We start from the raw sequence: 20,128 nt of genomic DNA, 5'->3' as shown, positions 1-20,128 counted from the left end.
ATTAAATGTTCGACAATTGACCAATCAATCGCAGTTTGTGACAGCAAGGATTCCCCTTCGGGCGTAGCTGGATTACTCTTTCAGCCACCTCAAACTCAGGGATTGCTTTGCAGGAGATCTATGACCGTACGCGTAGCGATTAATGGCTTCGGTCGCATCGGACGTAACGTGGTTCGTGCTTTATATGAATCCGGACGTCGGGCGGAAATAACCGTGGTGGCAATCAATGAACTGGCGGATGCTACGGGCATGGCGCATTTGTTGAAATATGACACCAGCCACGGACGCTTTGCCTGGGATGTACGCCAGGAAAGAGAACAGCTGTTTGTGGGTGACGACGCTATTCGCGTGCTGCATGAGAACAGCATCTCCGGGCTACCCTGGCGTGAACTGGGTGTGGATGTGGTGCTTGACTGTACCGGCGTGTACGGCAACCGCGAACATGGCGAAGCGCATCTTGCTGCAGGCGCGAAAAAAGTCCTGTTTTCTCATCCCGGCAGTAACGACCTCGACGCGACCGTCGTGTTTGGCGTCAACCAGCATGAGCTGCAGGCCGAACACCGCATTGTTTCCAACGCCTCCTGTACCACTAACTGCATTATTCCGGTCATCAAACTGTTAGACGATGCGTATGGCATTGAATCCGGTACCGTGACCACGATTCATTCCGCCATGCACGATCAGCAGGTTATCGACGCCTACCATCCGGATTTGCGACGCACTCGCGCAGCGAGCCAGTCAATCATTCCGGTGGACACGAAACTGGCGGCAGGGATCACCCGAATTTTTCCGCAGTTTAATGACCGATTTGAAGCGATTGCCGTACGTGTCCCGACGATTAACGTCACCGCAATCGACCTTAGCGTGACGGTGAAAAAACCGGTAAAAGCCTGTGAAGTCAACCTGTTGCTGCAAAAAGCGGCACAGGGGGCATTTCATGGTATAGTTGACTATACGGAATTACCGTTGGTCTCAGTAGATTTTAACCACGACCCGCACAGCGCCATCGTCGATGGCACGCAAACGAGAGTCAGTGGCGCACACCTTATCAAGACGCTGGTCTGGTGTGATAACGAATGGGGCTTTGCTAACCGAATGCTCGACACCACGTTAGCAATGGCCGCTCAAGGTTTCAGGTAAGACGCATTGTGCGTCTGCAAAACTTTAAGAATCAACGAGAGGATTCACCATGTCTGTAATTAAGATGACCGATCTGGATCTGGCTGGTAAACGCGTTTTCATCCGTGCCGATCTGAACGTACCGGTTAAAGATGGCAAAGTGACCAGCGACGCGCGTATCCGTGCATCTCTGCCAACCATCGAACTGGCTCTGAAGCAGGGCGCGAAAGTGATGGTCACCTCCCACCTGGGTCGTCCAACTGAAGGCGAGTACAACGAAGAGTTCTCTCTGCTGCCAGTGGTTAATTACCTGAAAGACAAACTGTCCAACCCGGTTCGCCTGGTTAAAGATTACCTGGACGGCGTTGAAGTTGCAGCCGGTGAACTGGTTGTTCTGGAAAACGTTCGCTTTAACAAAGGCGAAAAGAAAGACGACGAAACTCTGTCCAAAAAATACGCTGCACTGTGCGACGTGTTCGTGATGGATGCATTCGGTACGGCTCACCGTGCTCAGGCGTCAACCCACGGTATCGGTAAATTCGCAGACGTAGCGTGTGCCGGTCCTCTGCTGGCTGACGAACTGGAAGCGCTGGGTAAAGCACTGAAAGAACCTGCTCGTCCAATGGTGGCTATCGTTGGTGGTTCTAAAGTTTCTACCAAACTGACCGTTCTGGATTCCCTGTCTAAAATCGCTGACCAGCTGATCGTTGGCGGTGGTATCGCGAACACCTTCGTTGCCGCTCAGGGCCACAACGTGGGCAAATCCCTGTACGAAGCAGACCTGGTTGACGAAGCCAAACGCCTGCTGAGCACCTGCGATATCCCGGTTCCAACTGACGTTCGCGTAGCGACCGAGTTCTCCGAAACCGCAACCGCGACCCTGAAATCTGTAAACGACATCAAAGATGAAGAGCAGATTCTGGACCTGGGCGACGTTTCTGCACAGAAACTGGCTGAAATCCTCAAAAACGCAAAAACTATCCTGTGGAACGGTCCTGTTGGCGTGTTCGAATTCCCGAACTTCCGCAAAGGTACTGAAATCGTTGCTAACGCTATCGCAGACAGCGAAGCGTTTTCTATCGCAGGCGGTGGTGACACCCTGGCGGCAATCGACCTGTTCGGTATCGCTGACAAGATCTCCTACATCTCCACTGGTGGCGGCGCATTCCTCGAATTCGTGGAAGGCAAAGTACTGCCAGCAGTAGCAATGCTCGAAGAGCGCGCTAAGAAGTAAGCCATTCAAGGGCAGGGAAACCTGCCCACCAATTTTCAGCGCGCTTTTAAGAGCTCGCACCTTTTCTAACGGCCGAAGATACAGGACTAAGCAACATGTCTAAAATTTTTGATTTCGTAAAACCTGGCGTTATCACTGGTGATGACGTACAGAAAGTGTTCCAGGTAGCTAAAGAAAACAACTTCGCTCTGCCAGCAGTTAACTGCGTGGGTACCGACTCCATCAACGCCGTACTGGAAACTGCCGCTAAAGTTAAAGCGCCAGTTATCGTTCAGTTCTCTAACGGCGGCGCTGCGTTCATCGCAGGTAAAGGCGTGAAAACTGACATTCCTCAGGGTGCTGCAATCCTGGGCGCTATCTCTGGTGCGCACCACGTACACCAGATGGCTGAGCACTACGGTGTTCCAGTTATCCTGCACACTGACCACTGCGCGAAGAAACTGCTGCCGTGGATCGACGGTCTGCTGGACGCGGGTGAAAAACACTTCGCGGCTACCGGTAAGCCACTGTTCTCTTCTCACATGATCGACCTGTCTGAAGAGTCACTGCACGAAAACATCGAAATCTGCTCCAAATACTTGGCGCGCATGGCCAAAATGGGCATGACTCTGGAAATCGAACTGGGTTGCACCGGTGGTGAAGAAGACGGCGTGGACAACAGCCACATGGACGCTTCTGCACTGTACACCCAGCCAGAAGACGTTGATTACGCTTACACCGAGCTGAGCAAAATCAGCCCACGCTTCACCATCGCAGCGTCCTTCGGTAACGTACACGGCGTTTACAAACCAGGTAACGTGGTTCTGACCCCGACTATCCTGCGTGATTCTCAGGAATACGTTTCTAAGAAACACAACCTGCCGCACAACAGCCTGAACTTCGTCTTCCACGGCGGTTCCGGTTCTTCTGCTCAGGAAATCAAAGACTCCGTAAGCTACGGCGTAGTGAAAATGAACATCGATACCGACACCCAGTGGGCAACATGGGACGGTATTCTGCAGTACTACAAAACCAACGAAGCTTACCTGCAGGGTCAGCTGGGCAACCCGAAAGGCGAAGACCAGCCGAACAAGAAATACTACGATCCACGCGTATGGCTGCGCGCTGCCCAGACTTCAATGATTACTCGTCTGGAGCAGGCATTCAAAGAACTGAACGCGGTAGACGTTCTGTAATTTGAGCTGCTAACAGCATCAGAAGGCCCGCAAATGCGGGCCTTTTTTTATGCTTTTTCAATACCCTGCCAGGCCGGTTTTTGTGATCTGTTTGGCAATACTTGCGCTTTTTGTTTACCCTTTACGGACCTGCCTGTCTCCATGGGGGATGGATTTTGTGTTTTGGTTTAACAAAAGGAAGAATAAATGGAACAACTCGATGTTGTAGACAGCATCAATAACGCCGGTAACTGGCTGGTGCGCAACCAGGCGCTGCTGCTGAGCTATGCCGTGAACATCGTCGCGGCGATTGCCATCATCATCGTCGGGATGATCGTGGCGCGTATCGTATCGAACGCGGTTAACCGCGTAATGCTGGCCCGTCACATTGACGCCACGGTGGCTGACTTCCTCTCCGCTCTGGTGCGCTACGGCATTATCGCCTTTACGCTGATTGCGGCGCTGGGCCGTGTGGGCGTGCAGACCGCCTCCGTCATTGCCGTTCTCGGTGCCGCCGGTCTGGCTATTGGTCTGGCGCTGCAGGGCTCGCTGTCAAACCTGGCGGCAGGCGTTCTGCTGGTCACCTTCCGTCCATTCCGCTCCGGCGAATACGTTGACCTTGGCGGCATTGCCGGGACCGTGCTGCAGGTGCAGATTTTCTCAACGACCATGCGTACCGTCGATGGCCGCATTGTGGTCGTGCCGAACGGGAAAATCATCGCGGGCAACATCATTAACTTCTCCCGTGAGCCGGTGCGTCGTAACGAACTGATTATCAGCGTGGCGTACGACTCCGACATCGATCAGGTTAAGTCGCTGATTAGCAACATCATTGCTTCAGACGATCGCATTCTGAAAGACAAAGAGCAGACGGTTCGCCTGAACGAGCTGGGCGCGTCCTCCATTAACTTCGTGGTGCGTATCTGGAGCAAAAGCAGCGATCTGCAAAACGTGTACTGGGACGTGCTGGAGCGCATTAAGCGCGACTTCGATGCCAACGGCATCAGCTTCCCGTACCCTCAGATGGACGTAAACGTCAAAAAAGTCAAAGAAGCCGAATAACTTCTCGCAGGCCCGGTCAGCGCTAGCGCCACCGGGCTTTATTTTTATAAGTGCTGCTAATCCCCAATTAATATTATCAATTTCCTCTAATGTGATTCGCGCAGTATAGTCTCCTTCCAGGACAATACTGTGAGAATTTCGTCATGTTATCTTATTACTTTCAAGGGCTTGCCTTAGGTGCGGCCATGATCCTTCCCCTTGGCCCGCAAAATGCTTTTGTGATGAACCAGGGCATTCGCCGCCAGTATCATCTGATGATTGCCCTGCTGTGCGCGGTAAGCGATTTACTGCTGATCTGTGCCGGAATTTTTGGCGGCAGCGCATTGCTCATGCAGTCTCCCTGGCTGCTGGCGCTGGTCACCTGGGGTGGCGTGGCATTTCTGCTCTGGTACGGTTTTGGTGCCCTGAAAACGGCGATGAGCAGCAACCTCGAACTGGCGAGCGCGGAAGTCATGAAGCAGGGCCGCTGGAAGATTATCGTCACCATGCTGGCGGTCACCTGGCTTAATCCGCATGTTTATCTGGACACCTTCGTGGTGCTGGGCAGCCTGGGCGGGCAGCTGGACGTTGAGCCGAAACGCTGGTTTGCGCTGGGTACGGTTAGCGCCTCTTTCCTCTGGTTCTTTGGCCTCGCCATTCTGGCTGCATGGCTGGCTCCTCGTCTGCGTACGGCCAAAGCCCAGCGCATCATTAATACGCTGGTGGGGCTGGTGATGTGGTTTATTGCTTTTCAGCTGGCAAAAGAGGGGATTCATCACGTACAGGAATTGTTCAACTAATCCTTGTCTTATGGACAACTGAACAAGACCCGCTAAGCTTGCTGGCATGCGCCCTGTTAATGGGCACTCTTCGCAACATGGAGGAATAACAGTGAAGTTTAAGGTGATGGCCCTGGCGGCATTAGTAAGTTTTGGTGCGGTGTCGGTGCAGGCAAGTGAACTGCCGGATGGCCCGCACATCGTCACTTCAGGTACCGCAAGCGTGGACGCGGTACCCGATGTCGCAACGCTGGCAATTGAAGTCAATGTGTCTGCGAAAGATGCGGCATCTGCCAAGAAGCAGGCTGACGATCGTGTTGCGCAATACCTCTCTTTCCTCGAGCAGAACGGTGTCGGTAAAAAAGATATCAACTCCGCGAACCTGCGTACTCAACCCGATTACGACTACCAGAATGGTAAAAGCATCCTGAAAGGCTACCGTGCCGTGCGTACCGTCGAAGTGACCGTGCGTCAGCTGGATAAGCTTAACTCGCTGCTGGATGGCGCGCTGAAGGCGGGTCTGAACGAAATTCGTTCCGTGTCGCTGGGCGTTGCGCAACCGGAGAAATACAAAGACGAAGCGCGTAAAGCGGCGATTGATGACGCTATTCACCAGGCGGAACAGCTGGCTTCTGGCTTTAAGAGCAAGCTCGGCCCGGTTTACAGCGTGCGTTACCACGTCTCTAACTACCAGCCAAGCCCGATGGTACGGATGATGAAGGCCGATGCGGCGCCTGTATCCGCTCAGGAAACTTACGAGCAGCCAACCATTCAGTTTGACGATCAGGTGGATGTGGTGTTCCAGCTGGAGCCAACTCAAACTCAGCAAACTGAGGCGGCTAAGGCGCAGTAATTTGCCCTCACCCTAACCCTCTCCCGCAGGGAGAGGGAATTCAATCGATTAATCCTGTCTCAACACCTTGTGCCCGTAGGCCAGCAGCGCGTCGGTGACGTTGCGCATCATGCGGCTTTCTGGCGCAAACCGGTGCCAGTAGAGCATCCGGCGCTGATATAGCCCCGGCGTGAGGTCAATCAGCTCACCGCTTTTCAACTCTTTCTCAATCTGCAGATGCGGGATCATGCAGCAGGTGGTGCCCTGACGCGCAAGCTGCACAAAGGCTTCAGACGAGTTGACGATATGGCACGGCACGCTGCCCGGCGGCAGATCGAAGTTTTGCTGCAGGAACGCCTGATGCATATCGTCCAGATGGTCGAACGCCACGGCAGGGGCTTTCAGCAGCGCGGCGCGGGTGACGCCGTTCGGGAAGTAGCGCTCGGCAAAGGCTTTTGAACCCACAAACAGGTAGTCCAGCGCGCCCAGCTGATCGACAAGACAGCTTGGCAGCGCCTGAGGCTGAATACTGACTGCCCCAACCACTTCACCGCGACGCAGGCGCTCCTGGGTACGGGTTTCATCTTCAACCTGTAAATTCAGACGGATAGGGGAATCCGCTAATACCGGCGCAAGGGCCGGCAGCAGCCAGGTTGCCAGGCTGTCGGCGTTGACCGCCAGAGAGAGCAGCAGCGGCGTAGAGCCCGTTTGTTCGTCACCCAGCCACTCGTCTTCCAGCAGTTCAACCTGGCGCAGCAGGGCGAGAAGCTTTTGCCCTTGCTCGGTTGGACGTGGCGGCACGGTACGCACCAGCAGCGGCTGGCCGAACATGTTTTCAAGCTGTTTGATACGCTGTGATACGGCGGACTGGGTGATGCAAAGCTTTTGCGCCGCGCGCTCAAAACCGCGTTCACGAATAACTGCATCAAGTGCCTGTAGTGTTCTGTAGTCCGGACGTTTCATTGCTCTGGCTGGCTCCTTAATTTTGCTTATTCTGCACTATGACACAATTTTCCCTTCGTGGCAGACGAATTCCATTCGACGTGTTCTATAATGCGCCCTGAGTTTTCACACCACAGGCAAAACGATCATGACGCAGGATGAACTGAAAAAAGCAGTAGGATGGGCCGCTCTCCAGTACGTGCAGCCGGGTACCATTGTTGGTGTCGGTACGGGATCAACCGCGGCACACTTTATCGATGCGCTGGGCACGATGAAGGGGCAAATCGAGGGCGCGGTTTCCAGCTCTGATGCTTCCACGGAAAAGCTGAAAAGCCTCGGCATTACCGTTTTCGATCTCAACGAAGTGGATCGTCTGGGGATTTACGTTGATGGTGCGGATGAAATCAACGGCCACATGCAGATGATCAAAGGCGGCGGCGCGGCGCTGACGCGCGAGAAGATCATCGCCTCCGTTGCGGACAAGTTCATCTGCATCGCGGATGCCTCCAAGCAGGTCGACATTCTGGGTAATTTCCCACTGCCGGTCGAAGTGATCCCAATGGCGCGTAGCGCGGTTGCCCGTCAGCTGGTGAAGCTGGGCGGTCGTCCGGAATACCGTCAGGGCGTAGTCACCGATAACGGTAACGTGATCCTCGACGTTCACGGTCTGGAAATTCTTGACGCGATTGCGCTGGAAAATGCCATCAACGCTATCCCAGGCGTAGTGACCGTAGGGCTATTCGCCAACCGTGGCGCGGATGTGGCGCTGATCGGCACCGCTGACGGCGTGAAAACCATCGTAAAATGATCTGACGGGGGGAGTCCTCCCCCCGCTAAAAAATTTTTGAAAAGCTAAATTTGGTGACTTGTGTCACGTTTTTACGCCTCATTTGCCGATCCTGCCGCGTTTGTAAATTTCCATAGCATTTTCCTCTGACATTTTGCTCTGTATGACTTTTCTTCAGAGTGCCGACGCAAACGTTCATATTGCTGCAATAGTTTTTTTTGATATGTTGGCTACAGCGGATTCATATCCAGCACAACATCAGTTCAGACAAAACAGGGTCGGGTAAATGGCAAAGGTATCACTGGAGAAAGACAAGATTAAATTCCTGCTGGTCGAGGGCGTGCATCAAAAAGCAATCGATAGCCTTCGTGCGGCAGGTTACACCAACATCGAATTTCACAAAGGCGCGCTCGATACCGAAGAGCTGAAAGCGTCCATCCGTGATGCCCACTTCATTGGCCTGCGATCCCGTACTCACCTGACTGAAGAGGTTATTGCCGCGGCGGAAAAGCTGGTGGCTATCGGCTGCTTCTGCATCGGTACCAACCAGGTTGACCTGAATGCCGCCGCCAAACGCGGTATTCCCGTCTTCAACGCCCCGTTCTCCAACACCCGTTCCGTGGCGGAGCTGGTGATTGGCGAACTGCTTCTGCTGCTGCGCGGCATTCCTGAAGCGAACGCCAAGGCGCACCGCGGCGTGTGGAACAAGCTGGCGTCCGGTTCTTTCGAAGCGCGTGGTAAAAAACTGGGGATTATCGGTTACGGCCACATCGGTACGCAGCTCGGTATTCTGGCGGAATCCCTGGGTATGCACGTGTTTTTCTACGATATCGAAAGCAAGCTGCCGCTGGGTAACGCTACCCAGGTTCAACACCTTTCTGACCTGCTGAACATGAGCGACGTGGTGAGCCTGCACGTGCCGGAAAATGCTTCCACCAAAAACATGATGGGCGCGGAAGAGCTGGCGCTGATGAAGCCGGGCTCACTGCTGATCAACGCCGCGCGCGGCACGGTTGTCGATATCCCGGCCCTGGCGGATGCGCTGAAGCGTAAGCATCTGGCGGGCGCGGCCATCGACGTCTTCCCGACGGAGCCTGCGACCAACAGCGATCCATTTACCTCTCCGCTGTGCGAGTTCGACAACGTGATCCTGACGCCGCACATCGGCGGCTCTACCCAGGAAGCGCAGGAGAATATCGGTCTGGAAGTGGCGGGTAAGCTGAGCAAATATTCCGACAACGGTTCTACGCTCTCTGCCGTGAACTTCCCGGAAGTGTCTCTGCCGCTGCACGGTGGTCGTCGCCTGCTGCACATCCACGAAAACCGTCCGGGCGTGCTGACCGCGATCAACCAGATCTTTGCCGAGCAGGGCGTCAACATTGCCGCACAGTATCTGCAAACGAACTCGCAGATGGGCTACGTGGTCATTGATATCGAAGCGGATGACGATGTTGCTGAGAAAGCGCTGCAGAGCATGAAGGCGATTCAGGGGACGATTCGCGCGCGTCTGCTGTACTGATTGTGGCGAGGTAAATGCGAAACGGTAACGATAGTTACCGTTTTTTATGTTTTCTCCCTCTCCCTGTGGGAGGGGGCTGGGGTGAGGGCATCAGGCCGCACGCCTGTTTCACCACTCCCACAACTTCGATGGCGTCACTACCGCCGGCAACGGCACATCCCATTTCTCCACCGGCAACGCCTCCACGCCCTGACAATCATGCGCATAGCCCACCGGCTGCAACCCGTACTGCTGCCAGTTTTGCAGCGTCCGGTCATAAAAACCGCCGCCCATCCCTAAACGCTGGCCCTGTTCATCAAACGCCACCAGCGGCGTAATCAATACATCCAGCTGTGACAGCGGGAGCACGTCGCGCACGTCGAGTTTCGGTTCGGTGATTTTCAGGCGATTTACCACCAGTTCGCTGTGCGGATGGTAGTGCAGAAACAGCAAATTACCTTCGCTGAACGGGTGCAGCACCGGCAGATAGACCTTCTTCCCGGCACGCCAGAGCTGCTCTATCAGCGGCTGGGTATCCAGCTCTCCATCAAATGACAGAAATAGCGAAACGGTGTGCGCCATCACGACAGGGGGATACGCCATCATACGGGCGGCGGCCTGCTGGGCAAAATGCGCTTGCTGATCGGCGGTTAACGCACGGCGGCGCTGACGAATTAACTGACGGATGTCCTGGCGTGAAGCAGAAACTTCAGGGAATTGGGTCATGGTAGTCGGTAGAAGAAAAGAGAGGGAATCTCCGAGATGCCGCCGCAGGCTGTAACCCTTGAACCCTTGGTTCAAGGTGAATGTGTCGTCATAGTTTTAAGGCTTCTCGGACGGACCGAGCATGCTCACCAACCATGGAGCGCCACATTCTTGTGGTATGAAATATCGGCTCAGGGGACTGGCCCGCTTGCGAACATCTCAGAGAAATTTTGTCTTCACAGTTACTCTACCATAGTCAACTGAGAAGTGTTATTCAAACTTTGGTCCCGGTCTTTCGGGATTGCGACCTTGATCAAGCAATGCCTGTTCTATGGTCTGCTGGAGCATTTTAATGCGCTGCTCCATGCTTGCCGCGTAGTCGCGGGTCTTCGCTTTTTCCTGAGTCAGTTCATAGCTGATGTTCAACGCGGCGATGAAAACCAGCTGCTCAGTATTTGTGACTCTAGTGCGTTCTTTTAGATCTTGCAACCGCTGATTCAAATCGTCCGCTGCCTGATTCAAAGCATCCCTTTGTTCAGGCGGACAATTCACTCGCAGTGAACGGCCAAAAATCTGGAGATCGACGGGTTGTGCAGACATGCCACCTTCCTGCTGATTGACTGCGCTGCCTTCGCTTATTGCCCCGGGGGCTGCGAAGGGGCGACACTATAGCTACCCTGATGTGAAGATACAAGCCCTTTTCTGGTATCACCAGGGTCCAAAGTGGTAGCATATCATGAAACTTCCCCCCTTTGATGACGAATGCTCATGTCTATACAGAACGAAATGCCTGGTTACAAGGATTTAAACCAGTTACTGAACCAGCAGGGAGTTGGTTTAACCCCTGCCGAAATGCACGGTCTGATCAGTGGCATGCTGTGCGGCGGAAACAGCGACAGCTCATGGCAGCCGCTGATCCACGACCTCACGAATGAAGGGCTGGCGTTTGGTCACGAGCTGGCGGAAGCGCTGCGTAAAATGCACGCCGCAACCAGCGATTCGCTGGAAGACGATGGCTTCCTTTTTCAGCTTTATCTGCCTGAAGGCGACGACGTCAGCGTGTTCGATCGCGCCGATGCGCTGGCCGGCTGGGTAAACCACTATCTGCTGGGGCTGGGCGTGACGCAGCCTAAACTGGATAAAGTGACCGGCGAAGCGGGTGAAGCGATTGACGACCTGCGTAACATCGCCCAGCTCGGCTACGATGAAGACGAAGACCAGGAAGAGCTGGAAATGTCTCTTGAAGAGATTATCGAGTACGTGCGCGTGGCGGCACTGCTGTGCCACGATAACTTCACGCGCTCTCAGCCGACCGCGCCGGAAGTCCGCAAGCCAACCTTACATTAAGAAAAATAACGCACAGGAGGGTGTCATGGTTATCTCGAGTCAAGAGTATTCGCGCCGCCGTCAGGCGCTTCTGGCAACAATGCAGCCGGGCAGCGCCGCGCTGATTTTTGCTGCGCCCGAAGTCACGCGCAGCGCCGACAGCGAATACCCCTATCGCCAGAGCAGCGATTTCTGGTACTTCACCGGCTTTAACGAGCCGGAAGCGGTGCTGGTGCTGATTAAGAGCAATGACACCCACAACCACAGCGTGATTTTCAACCGCGTGCGCGATCTAACGGCCGAAATCTGGTTTGGCCGCCGCCTGGGCCAGGAGGCCGCACCGGCGAAGCTGGGCGTTGACCGCGCGCTGGCGTTTAGCGAAATCAACCAGCAGCTCTATCAGCTGCTTAACGGCCTCGACGTGCTCTATCACGCGCAGGGCGAATATGCGTACGCCGATGAGATTGTTTTCACCGCGCTGGATAAGCTGCGCAAAGGCTCGCGGCAGAACCTGTCCGCGCCGGCCACGCTGACGGACTGGCGTCCGGTGGTGCATGAAATGCGCCTGTTCAAGTCTGAAGAAGAGCTGAATTTGATGCGTCGTGCGGGCGAAATCAGCGCCCTGGCGCACACCCGCGCCATGGAAAAGTGCCGTCCCGGGATGTTCGAATACCAGCTGGAAGGCGAAATTCATCACGAATTTAACCGCCACGGCGCGCGTTATCCCTCCTACAACACCATTGTTGGCGGCGGAGAAAACGGCTGCATTCTGCACTACACCGAAAACGAAAGCGCGCTGCGCGACGGCGATCTGGTGCTGATTGACGCCGGTTGCGAATATCAGGGCTACGCGGGAGACATCACCCGTACTTTCCCGGTGAACGGTAAATTCTCACCGGCACAGCGCGCCATTTACGACATCGTTCTCGAGTCGCTTGAGACGGCGCTCAGGCTGTATCGTCCCGGTACCTCCATGCAGGAAGTGACCGGCGAAGTGGTGCGCATCATGATTACCGGTCTGGTCAGGCTCGGGATCCTGAAAGGGGAGGTCGACACCCTGATCGCTGAAAATGCGCATCGACCGTATTTCATGCACGGCCTAAGCCACTGGCTGGGGCTGGATGTGCATGACGTTGGCGCGTACGGCACCGACCGTTCGCGCGTGCTGGAGCCGGGCATGGTGTTAACCGTGGAGCCAGGCCTGTATATCGCGCCGGATGCCGACGTGCCTGAAGAGTACCGCGGAATTGGCATTCGCATCGAAGACGACATCGTGATCACCGAAACCGGTAACGAAAACCTGACCGCGAGCGTCGTGAAAAACGCTGACGATATCGAGGCGCTGATGGCAGCGGTACGCGCATGAGCGTGATTATCGTTGGCGGCGGTATGACCGGGGCCACGCTGGCGCTGGCCATTTCGCATTTGACGAAGGGGCAGCTAGCGGTGCACCTGGTGGAAGCCGTCGCGCCGCAGGCAAAAAATCATCCCGGTTTTGATTCCCGCGCTATTGCCCTGGCGCAGGGTACCTGCCAGCAGCTGTCCCGTATTGGCATCTGGCAGGCCATCGCCGATTGCGCGACGGCAATTAAAACCGTTCACGTAAGCGATCGCGGCCATGCTGGCTTTGTCACGCTGGACGCGCAGGATTACCGCATTGACGCGCTGGGTCAGGTTGTCGAGCTGCACGACGTCGGATTGCGTCTGTTTCGTCTGCTCCAGGATGCGCCGGGCGTCACGCTGCATTGTCCGGCGCGCGTGGCCAGCGTGAGCCGCAGTGAGGCGTCGGTCAGCGTGACGCTGGAAAACGGTACCGTGCTTGAAGGCCAGCTTCTGGTCGCCGCGGACGGCTCGCGCTCATCTCTCGGCGCCCAGTGCGGCGTGGAGTGGCGTCAGCAGCCTTACGGGCAGGTTGCGGTCATTGCGAACGTCGCGACCGCAGCTGAACACCACGGCAGGGCGTTTGAACGCTTTACGCAGCATGGCCCGCTGGCGATGCTGCCGATGTCGGACGGGCGCTGTTCGCTTGTCTGGTGTCATTCGCAGGATAAGGCCGAAGAGGTTAAAGCCTGGTCAGACGAACGTTTTTGTACCGAGCTGCAGAAAGCCTTTGGCTGGCGGCTGGGGCGTATTACCCATGCTGGACAGCGGGCGGTTTACCCGCTTTCGCTGACTACTGCCTCTCAGTCCATCTCGCATCGTCTGGCGCTTGTCGGTAATGCCGCTCAGACGCTGCACCCCATCGCGGGGCAGGGGTTCAACCTTGGCCTGCGGGATGTTATGAGCCTGGCGGAAACCCTTTCTCAGGCGTGGGGTGAACAAAAAGACTGTGGCGCATACCCGGTGCTCAGCCATTACCAGAAGCGCCGCCAGGTGGATAAAGAGGCGACGATTGGCGTCACCGACGGCTTAGTCCATCTTTTTGCCAATCGCTGGGCACCGCTGGTTGCGGGTCGCAACCTCGGGCTAATGGCGATGGAATTATTCATTCCGGCACGTGACGTGCTGGCGCAGCGGACTCTTGGTTGGGTCGCGCGTTAAGGAGTTATCACCGTGCAAAATGTTGATGTCGCCATTGTTGGCGGCGGTATGGTCGGACTGGCTCTGGCCTGTGGTTTACAGGGCAGCGGCCTGCGCGTGGCGGTGCTGGAGCAAAAGCAGCCTCAGCCCGTTGCGCCAGATGCCCCGCCGGAACTCCGCGTCTCGGCGATCAATGCCGCCAGCGAGAAATTGCTGACGCACCTTGGCGTCTGGGCAGATATTGTGGCGCAGCGCGCCAGCTGCTATCACGGCATGGAAGTGTGGGATAAAGACAGCTTTGGTCATATTGCTTTTGATGATGAAAGCATGGGCTACAGCCATCTGGGTCATATCGTCGAAAACGCGGCGATCCACCACGCGCTGTGGCAGAAAGCGCAGCAGTGCAGCGACGTGACGCTGATTGCGCCTGCGCAGATCCAGCAGGTGGCGTGGGGTGAAAACGAGGCGTTTATCACCTTACAGAGCGGCGACATGCTGACCGCGCGTCTGGTGGTCGGTGCTGACGGTGCGAACTCCTGGCTGCGGAATAAAGCCGATATCCCGCTGACCTTCTGGGATTACCGCCATCATGCTCTGGTGGCGACGATCCGTACCGAGGAGCCGCACGGCGGCGTGGCGCGGCAGATTTTCCACAACGACGGCATTCTGGCGTTCCTGCCGCTTGCCGATCCGCACCTATGCTCGATTGTCTGGTCCCTGGTGCCTGAAAAAGCCCAGCTGATGCAGGAGGCGACGCCGGATGCCTTTAACCAGGCGCTGTGCATGGCGTTTGATAACCGCCTTGGCTTGTGCACCCTTGAAAGCGAGCGGCAGGTGTTCCCGTTAACCGGCCGCTACGCGCGTCAGTTTGCGGCGCATCGTCTGGCGCTGGTGGGGGATGCGGCGCATACCATTCATCCGCTGGCCGGGCAGGGCGTCAACCTTGGCTTTATGGACGCGGCGGAGCTGGTTGAGGAACTGCGTCGCCTGCATCGCGAAGGCAAAGATATCGGTCAGCATCTTTACCTGCGTCGCTACGAGCGCAGCCGCAAGCACAGTGCGGCGATGATGCTGGCGGGCATGCAGGGCTTCCGCGAGCTGTTTGCCGGCGCAAATCCGGCGAAAAAACTGCTGCGCGATATTGGTCTTAAACTGGCCGATACGCTTCCTGGCGTCAAACCTCAACTTCTTCGCCAGGCGATGGGTCTTAACGATCTTCCCGACTGGTTACGCTAATCTCGATCCCCGTCACACTTTATTTTCCCGGCCTCTGCGCCGGGGAAATTCCCTCGTTTGAAATATTCTAATTTCACGTCATTTTTCGCATTAGAAAATCTAATCTACGGGATTTTATGTTACGGAAATTCGGCCCGTTTTTCCGCATGAAATATCACCATGTGCTAAATCCTGTTAGATCATTGTTAATTTTGTGCGGGGTTAATCGCATTTTTCCAGTGAATAACTCTGTAGGCTTTTTAGCGTTTTTTGGTCATAAGCTAATGTGATGACCCGTTTTACCTTATGGTTAACCGCCGGTTTCGGTGGTAAGTTCGGGTAAAAGAGAACGTTTGCGTCGGCGCCAGGTAACGGGGCCGACACCGGGTTTCACGGTGAATTTTTCAACGAGGACAAGATGGCTCAACAGACTCCTTTGTACGAACAACACGTGTTATGCGGCGCCCGCATGGTGGACTTCCATGGCTGGATGATGCCGCTGCACTACGGCTCGCAGATTGATGAGCACCACGCGGTGCGCACCGATGCCGGTATGTTCGACGTGTCCCACATGACGATTGTCGATCTGCGCGGTAGCCGCACCCGGGAGTTTTTGCGTTATCTGCTGGCAAACGACGTCGCCAAACTGAAAACGCCGGGTAAAGCGCTCTATACCGGCATGCTGAATGCCTCGGGCGGCGTGATTGATGACCTTATCGTCTATTACTTCACTGAAGATTTCTTCCGCCTCGTTGTCAACTCCGCCACCCGCGAAAAAGACCTCTCCTGGATCACCCAACACGCCGAACCTTATGCCATCGACATCACCGTCCGTGACGACCTGTCGCTGATCGCCGTACAGGGGCCGAACGCGCAGGCGAAAGCCGCATCTCTGTTTAACGACGAGCAGCGCAAAGCAACCGAAGGCATGAAGCCGTTCTTCGGCGTGCAGGCGGGCGATCTGTTTATCGCCACCACCGGCTACACCGGTGAAGCGGGCTACGAAATTGCGATGCCGAACGAGAAGGCCGCTGATTTCTGGCGCGCGCTGGTGGAAGCGGGCGTGAAGCCGGCGGGTCTGGGCGCGCGCGATACGCTGCGTCTGGAAGCGGGGATGAACCTCTACGGTCAGGAGATGGATGAAGGTGTCTCTCCGCTGGCCGCCAACATGGGCTGGACCATCGCATGGGAACCGGCTGACCGTGACTTTATTGGCCGTGAAGCGCTGGAGATGCAGCGCGAGAAGGGCACTGAACAGCTGGTGGGTCTGGTGATGACCGAGAAGGGCGTGCTGCGCGGTGAACTGCCGGTGCGCTTTACCGATGCCGACGGCAATCCTCGCGAAGGCGTGATCACCAGCGGTACCTTCTCCCCGACGCTGGGCTACAGTATTGCACTGGCACGCGTGCCGGCGGGCATTGGCGAAACGGCGGTGGTACAAATCCGCAACCGCGAAATGCCGGTCAACGTGACCAAACCGATTTTTGTTCGCGCCGGTAAGCCGGTCGCCTAATCATTTTTATCAGGAGAACTTCAATGAGCAATGTGCCAGCAGAACTGAAATACAGCAAAGAACACGAGTGGCTGCGCAAAGAGGCGGACGGCACTTACACCGTAGGGATCACCGAGCACGCGCAAGAGCTGCTGGGCGACATGGTGTTTGTTGACCTGCCTGACGTGGGCACGACCGTTAGCGCGGGCGACGACTGCGCCGTGGCGGAGTCCGTAAAAGCGGCTTCTGATATCTACGCTCCTGTAAGCGGTGAAATCGTTGCCGTCAACGACGCGCTGAGCGATTCGCCAGAGCTGGTGAACAGCGAGCCTTATGAAGGCGGCTGGATCTTCAAGATCAAAGCCAGCGACGAATCTCAGGTTGCCGCGCTGCTGGATGCGACCGCGTACGAAGCACTGTTAGAAGACGAGTAATTGTTTATCCCCCTCTCCTTTCGGGAGAGGGCAGGGGCGAGGGTGCCCATCTTCCCCTCACCCTAACCCTCTCCCAGAGGGAGAGGGAACTTAAATTCACTGCACGTTTCAGGAACCATCGCTCATGACACAGACTTTAAGCCAGCTTGAAAACCGTGGCGCCTTCATTGAACGTCACATTGGGCCGGATGCTCAGCAACAGCAGGAGATGCTGAAGACAGTTGGCGCGGATTCATTAAACGCACTGATCGGCCAGATTGTGCCAAAAGACATCCAGCTTGCCACGCCGCCTCAGGTGGGGGAAGCCACCACGGAATTCGCCGCGCTGGCGGAGCTGAAGGCTATCGCAGGCCTAAACAAGCGCTATAAGTCTTACATTGGCATGGGCTACACCAACGTGCAGTTACCGCCGGTTATCCTGCGCAACATGCTGGAAAACCCGGGCTGGTACACCGCTTACACCCCGTACCAGCCGGAAGTCTCCCAGGGCCGTCTGGAAGCGCTGCTGAACTTCCAGCAGGTGACACTGGATCTGACCGGGATGGACATCGCCTCCGCTTCGCTGCTGGATGAAGCGACCGCTGCCGCCGAAGCAATGGCGATGGCCAAACGCGTGAGCAAGCTGAAAAATGCCAACCGCTTCTTCGTCGCGGCGGACGTGCATCCCCAGACGCTGGACGTGGTGCGTACCCGCGCAGAGACCTTCGGGTTTGACGTGATCGTAGACGACGCTGACAAAGTGCTGGATCACCAGGACGTCTTCGGCGTGCTGCTGCAGCAGGTGGGCACCACCGGCGAAGTTCACGACTACGGCGCGCTGATTGCCGAGCTGAAAACCCGCAAAGTGGTTGTCAGCGTTGCCGCCGATTTTATGGCGCTGGTGCTGCTGACGGCGCCGGGTAAACAGGGCGCGGATATCGTATTCGGTTCAGCGCAACGCTTCGGCGTGCCGATGGGCTACGGCGGCCCGCACGCGGCGTTCTTCGGCGCGAAAGATGAATTCAAACGCTCCATGCCAGGCCGTATTATCGGCGTCTCAAAAGACGCTGCCGGTAACACCGCCCTGCGCATGGCGATGCAGACCCGCGAGCAGCACATCCGCCGCGAGAAAGCGAACTCCAACATCTGTACCTCCCAGGTGCTGCTGGCAAACATCGCCAGCCTGTACGCCGTGTTCCACGGCCCGGCTGGCCTGAAACGCATTGCCAGCCGAATTCACCGCCTGGCCGATATTCTGGCCTGCGGTCTGCAGCAGAAAGGCCTTAAGCTGCGCCACGCTCACTACTTCGACACCCTGTGTGTGGAAGTGGCGGACAAAGCGGCCGTGCTGGCGCGCGCGAATGCAGCAGAGATCAACCTGCGCAGCGACATCCACAACGCCGTCGGCATTACTCTGGATGAAAGCACCACCCGCGACGATATCCTTAACCTGTTCAGCGTGTTACTGGGTGACGCGCACGGTCTGGACATTGATGCGCTCGACAAAGAGGTCGCGCTCGACAGCCGCTCCATTCAGGAAAGCATGCTGCGTAACGATGCGATCCTGACGCATCCGGTGTTTAACCGCTACCACAGCGAAACCGAGATGATGCGCTATATGCACTCTCTGGAGCGCAAGGATCTGGCGCTGAACCAGGCGATGATCCCGCTGGGCTCCTGCACCATGAAGCTGAACGCCGCGGCGGAGATGATCCCGATCACCTGGCCTGAATTCTCCGAACTGCACCCGTTCTGCCCGCCAGAGCAGGCGGAAGGTTATCATATGATGATCAACCAGCTTTCCGACTGGCTGGTGAAACTGACCGGTTATGACGCGCTCTGCATGCAGCCGAACTCCGGCGCGCAGGGCGAATACGCGGGTCTGCTGGCGATCCGTCACTATCACGAAAGCCGCAACGAAGGTCACCGCGATATCTGCCTGATCCCAAGCTCCGCCCACGGTACCAACCCGGCCTCTGCCCAAATGGCGGGCATGGAAGTGGTGGTGGTGGCGTGCGATAAGAACGGCAACATCGATCTGGCCGACCTGCGCGCGAAAGCCGAGCAGGCGGGCGACAAGCTCTCCTGCATCATGGTGACCTACCCGTCTACCCACGGCGTGTACGAAGAGACCATCCGTGAAGTGTGCGAAGTGGTGCACCAGTACGGCGGTCAGGTTTACCTCGACGGCGCGAACATGAACGCTCAGGTGGGCATTACCTCTCCGGGCTTTATCGGCGCGGACGTGTCGCACCTGAACCTGCACAAAACCTTCTGCATCCCGCACGGCGGTGGCGGCCCGGGCATGGGCCCAATCGGCGTGAAAGCGCACCTGGCACCGTTTGTACCGGGCCACAGCGTAGTGCAGATTGAAGGCATGCTGACCCGTCAGGGCGCGGTCTCTGCGGCACCGTTCGGTAGCGCCTCTATCCTGCCAATCAGCTGGATGTACATCCGCATGATGGGCGCGGAAGGGCTGAAGCAGGCGAGCCAGGTGGCGATCCTGAACGCCAACTATATTGCGACTCGCCTGAAGTCTGCCTTCCCGGTGCTCTATACCGGCCGCGACGGTCGCGTGGCGCACGAGTGCATCCTGGATATTCGTCCTCTGAAAGAAGCGACGGGCATCAGCGAGCTGGATATCGCCAAGCGCCTGATCGACTACGGCTTCCACGCGCCAACCATGTCGTTCCCGGTTGCGGGTACGCTGATGGTTGAGCCGACCGAGTCTGAAAGCAAGGCCGAGCTGGACCGCTTTATCGACGCAATGCTGGCGATCCGCATGGAGATCGACCGCGTGCAGGACGGCGAATGGACGCTGGAAGATAACCCGCTGGTTAACGCTCCGCACACCCAGCACGAAATGGTGGCAGAGTGGAACCACGGCTATTCCCGCGAGCTGGCGGTCTTTCCGGCAGGCGTGGCAAACAAATACTGGCCGACCGTGAAGCGTCTTGATGACGTGTACGGCGACCGTAACCTGTTCTGCTCCTGCGTGCCGATGAGCGAATACCAGTAATATTATTGGTGTAGTCATAAAGGCCGGGTAAGGCGAAGCCGCCACCCGGCTT

At 56.5% G+C, this 20,128-nt stretch carries 18 protein-coding genes and 1 other RNA gene; 15 read left to right on the top strand and 4 right to left on the bottom strand.

What is annotated here, in order from left to right; all coding sequences use genetic code 11:
* Nucleotides 1-120 precede the first annotated feature (120 nt).
* The 6 genes from epd to AC27FC_RS17625 all read left to right on the top strand — a co-directional run bounded on the left by epd (nucleotide 121) and on the right by AC27FC_RS17625 (nucleotide 6,180).
* The gene (gene epd, locus AC27FC_RS17650) at nucleotides 121-1,140 is read left to right on the top strand and encodes an erythrose-4-phosphate dehydrogenase (RefSeq protein ID WP_039262970.1); all 1,020 of its coding nucleotides are present in this window, start codon (nucleotides 121-123) and stop codon (nucleotides 1,138-1,140) included.
* A gap of 49 nt (nucleotides 1,141-1,189) precedes the next feature.
* On the top strand, nucleotides 1,190-2,353 hold the full coding sequence (pgk, locus tag AC27FC_RS17645; RefSeq protein ID WP_023333323.1) for a phosphoglycerate kinase: 1,164 nt from the start codon (nucleotides 1,190-1,192) through the stop codon (nucleotides 2,351-2,353).
* Nucleotides 2,354-2,448: 95 nt separating this feature from the next.
* Nucleotides 2,449-3,528: a class II fructose-bisphosphate aldolase gene (gene fbaA / locus AC27FC_RS17640; protein WP_029739216.1), complete on the top strand. Its 1,080-nt coding sequence runs from the start codon at nucleotides 2,449-2,451 to the stop codon at nucleotides 3,526-3,528.
* Nucleotides 3,529-3,714: 186 nt separating this feature from the next.
* Nucleotides 3,715-4,569, top strand: coding sequence for a small-conductance mechanosensitive channel MscS (gene mscS, locus AC27FC_RS17635; protein WP_024906566.1), 855 nt, complete (start codon nucleotides 3,715-3,717; stop codon nucleotides 4,567-4,569).
* A gap of 143 nt (nucleotides 4,570-4,712) precedes the next feature.
* Nucleotides 4,713-5,348 (top strand): arginine exporter ArgO, encoded by a 636-nt coding sequence (gene argO / locus AC27FC_RS17630; protein ID WP_021242063.1) that lies wholly within the window; start codon nucleotides 4,713-4,715, stop codon nucleotides 5,346-5,348.
* Between the two features lie 91 nt (nucleotides 5,349-5,439).
* Complete coding sequence (locus tag AC27FC_RS17625) at nucleotides 5,440-6,180, top strand: oxidative stress defense protein (protein ID WP_023309114.1); 741 nt, start codon at nucleotides 5,440-5,442, stop codon at nucleotides 6,178-6,180.
* A 48-nt stretch (nucleotides 6,181-6,228) separates the two neighbouring features.
* Here AC27FC_RS17625 and argP read toward each other — a convergent pair whose 3' ends face one another.
* Nucleotides 6,229-7,122, bottom strand: coding sequence for a DNA-binding transcriptional regulator ArgP (argP, locus tag AC27FC_RS17620; protein ID WP_008499727.1), 894 nt, complete (start codon nucleotides 7,120-7,122; stop codon nucleotides 6,229-6,231).
* Nucleotides 7,123-7,249: 127 nt separating this feature from the next.
* Between argP and rpiA the strand changes: the two genes are divergently transcribed.
* A complete protein-coding gene (gene rpiA, locus AC27FC_RS17615; protein ID WP_014885151.1) occupies nucleotides 7,250-7,909 on the top strand; it encodes a ribose-5-phosphate isomerase RpiA in 660 nt (219 codons plus the stop codon).
* 265 nt (nucleotides 7,910-8,174) lie between these two features.
* Entirely contained in the window at nucleotides 8,175-9,407 is a 1,233-nt protein-coding gene (gene serA / locus AC27FC_RS17610; RefSeq protein WP_023333318.1) for a phosphoglycerate dehydrogenase, read from the top strand.
* Between the two features lie 108 nt (nucleotides 9,408-9,515).
* On the opposite strand, the gene AC27FC_RS17605 is transcribed toward serA, so the two are convergent.
* The 3 genes from AC27FC_RS17605 to zapA all read right to left on the bottom strand — a co-directional run bounded on the left by AC27FC_RS17605 (nucleotide 9,516) and on the right by zapA (nucleotide 10,691).
* On the bottom strand, nucleotides 9,516-10,112 hold the full coding sequence (locus AC27FC_RS17605) for a 5-formyltetrahydrofolate cyclo-ligase (protein WP_196355069.1): 597 nt from the start codon (nucleotides 10,110-10,112) through the stop codon (nucleotides 9,516-9,518).
* A gap of 24 nt (nucleotides 10,113-10,136) precedes the next feature.
* Nucleotides 10,137-10,320, bottom strand: a non-coding RNA gene (gene ssrS, locus AC27FC_RS17600) — 6S RNA.
* 41 nt (nucleotides 10,321-10,361) lie between these two features.
* Nucleotides 10,362-10,691 carry a cell division protein ZapA gene (gene zapA, locus AC27FC_RS17595; protein WP_006811891.1) on the bottom strand — a complete coding sequence of 110 codons (330 nt, stop codon included), beginning with the start codon at nucleotides 10,689-10,691 and terminating at the stop codon, nucleotides 10,362-10,364.
* A 168-nt stretch (nucleotides 10,692-10,859) separates the two neighbouring features.
* Here zapA and AC27FC_RS17590 point away from each other — a divergent pair, with 168 nt between their 5' ends.
* From AC27FC_RS17590 to gcvP, 7 genes are all read left to right on the top strand, one after another.
* Nucleotides 10,860-11,438, top strand: a complete 579-nt coding sequence (locus AC27FC_RS17590) for a YecA/YgfB family protein (RefSeq protein WP_029739212.1) — start codon at nucleotides 10,860-10,862, stop codon at nucleotides 11,436-11,438.
* A 31-nt stretch (nucleotides 11,439-11,469) separates the two neighbouring features.
* Nucleotides 11,470-12,783, top strand: a complete 1,314-nt coding sequence (gene pepP, locus AC27FC_RS17585; RefSeq protein WP_196355098.1) for a Xaa-Pro aminopeptidase — start codon at nucleotides 11,470-11,472, stop codon at nucleotides 12,781-12,783.
* Complete coding sequence (gene ubiH / locus AC27FC_RS17580) at nucleotides 12,780-13,958, top strand: 2-octaprenyl-6-methoxyphenyl hydroxylase (RefSeq protein WP_196355068.1); 1,179 nt, start codon at nucleotides 12,780-12,782, stop codon at nucleotides 13,956-13,958. Before pepP ends, ubiH begins: the two co-directional genes overlap by 4 nt.
* 12 nt (nucleotides 13,959-13,970) lie before the next feature.
* Nucleotides 13,971-15,173, top strand: a complete 1,203-nt coding sequence (gene ubiI, locus AC27FC_RS17575) for an FAD-dependent 2-octaprenylphenol hydroxylase (protein ID WP_143346514.1) — start codon at nucleotides 13,971-13,973, stop codon at nucleotides 15,171-15,173.
* Between the two features lie 397 nt (nucleotides 15,174-15,570).
* The gene (gene gcvT, locus AC27FC_RS17570) at nucleotides 15,571-16,665 is read left to right on the top strand and encodes a glycine cleavage system aminomethyltransferase GcvT (protein WP_029739208.1); all 1,095 of its coding nucleotides are present in this window, start codon (nucleotides 15,571-15,573) and stop codon (nucleotides 16,663-16,665) included.
* A 23-nt stretch (nucleotides 16,666-16,688) separates the two neighbouring features.
* Entirely contained in the window at nucleotides 16,689-17,078 is a 390-nt protein-coding gene (gcvH, locus tag AC27FC_RS17565; RefSeq protein ID WP_008499718.1) for a glycine cleavage system protein GcvH, read from the top strand.
* 124 nt (nucleotides 17,079-17,202) lie between these two features.
* Entirely contained in the window at nucleotides 17,203-20,076 is a 2,874-nt protein-coding gene (gcvP, locus tag AC27FC_RS17560) for an aminomethyl-transferring glycine dehydrogenase (protein ID WP_033146594.1), read from the top strand.
* Nucleotides 20,077-20,128 lie beyond the last annotated feature (52 nt).

Source organism: Enterobacter sp. C3_dUdeg (genome assembly GCF_057536195.1).
This window is presented reverse-complemented; position numbering and strand designations above follow the sequence as displayed.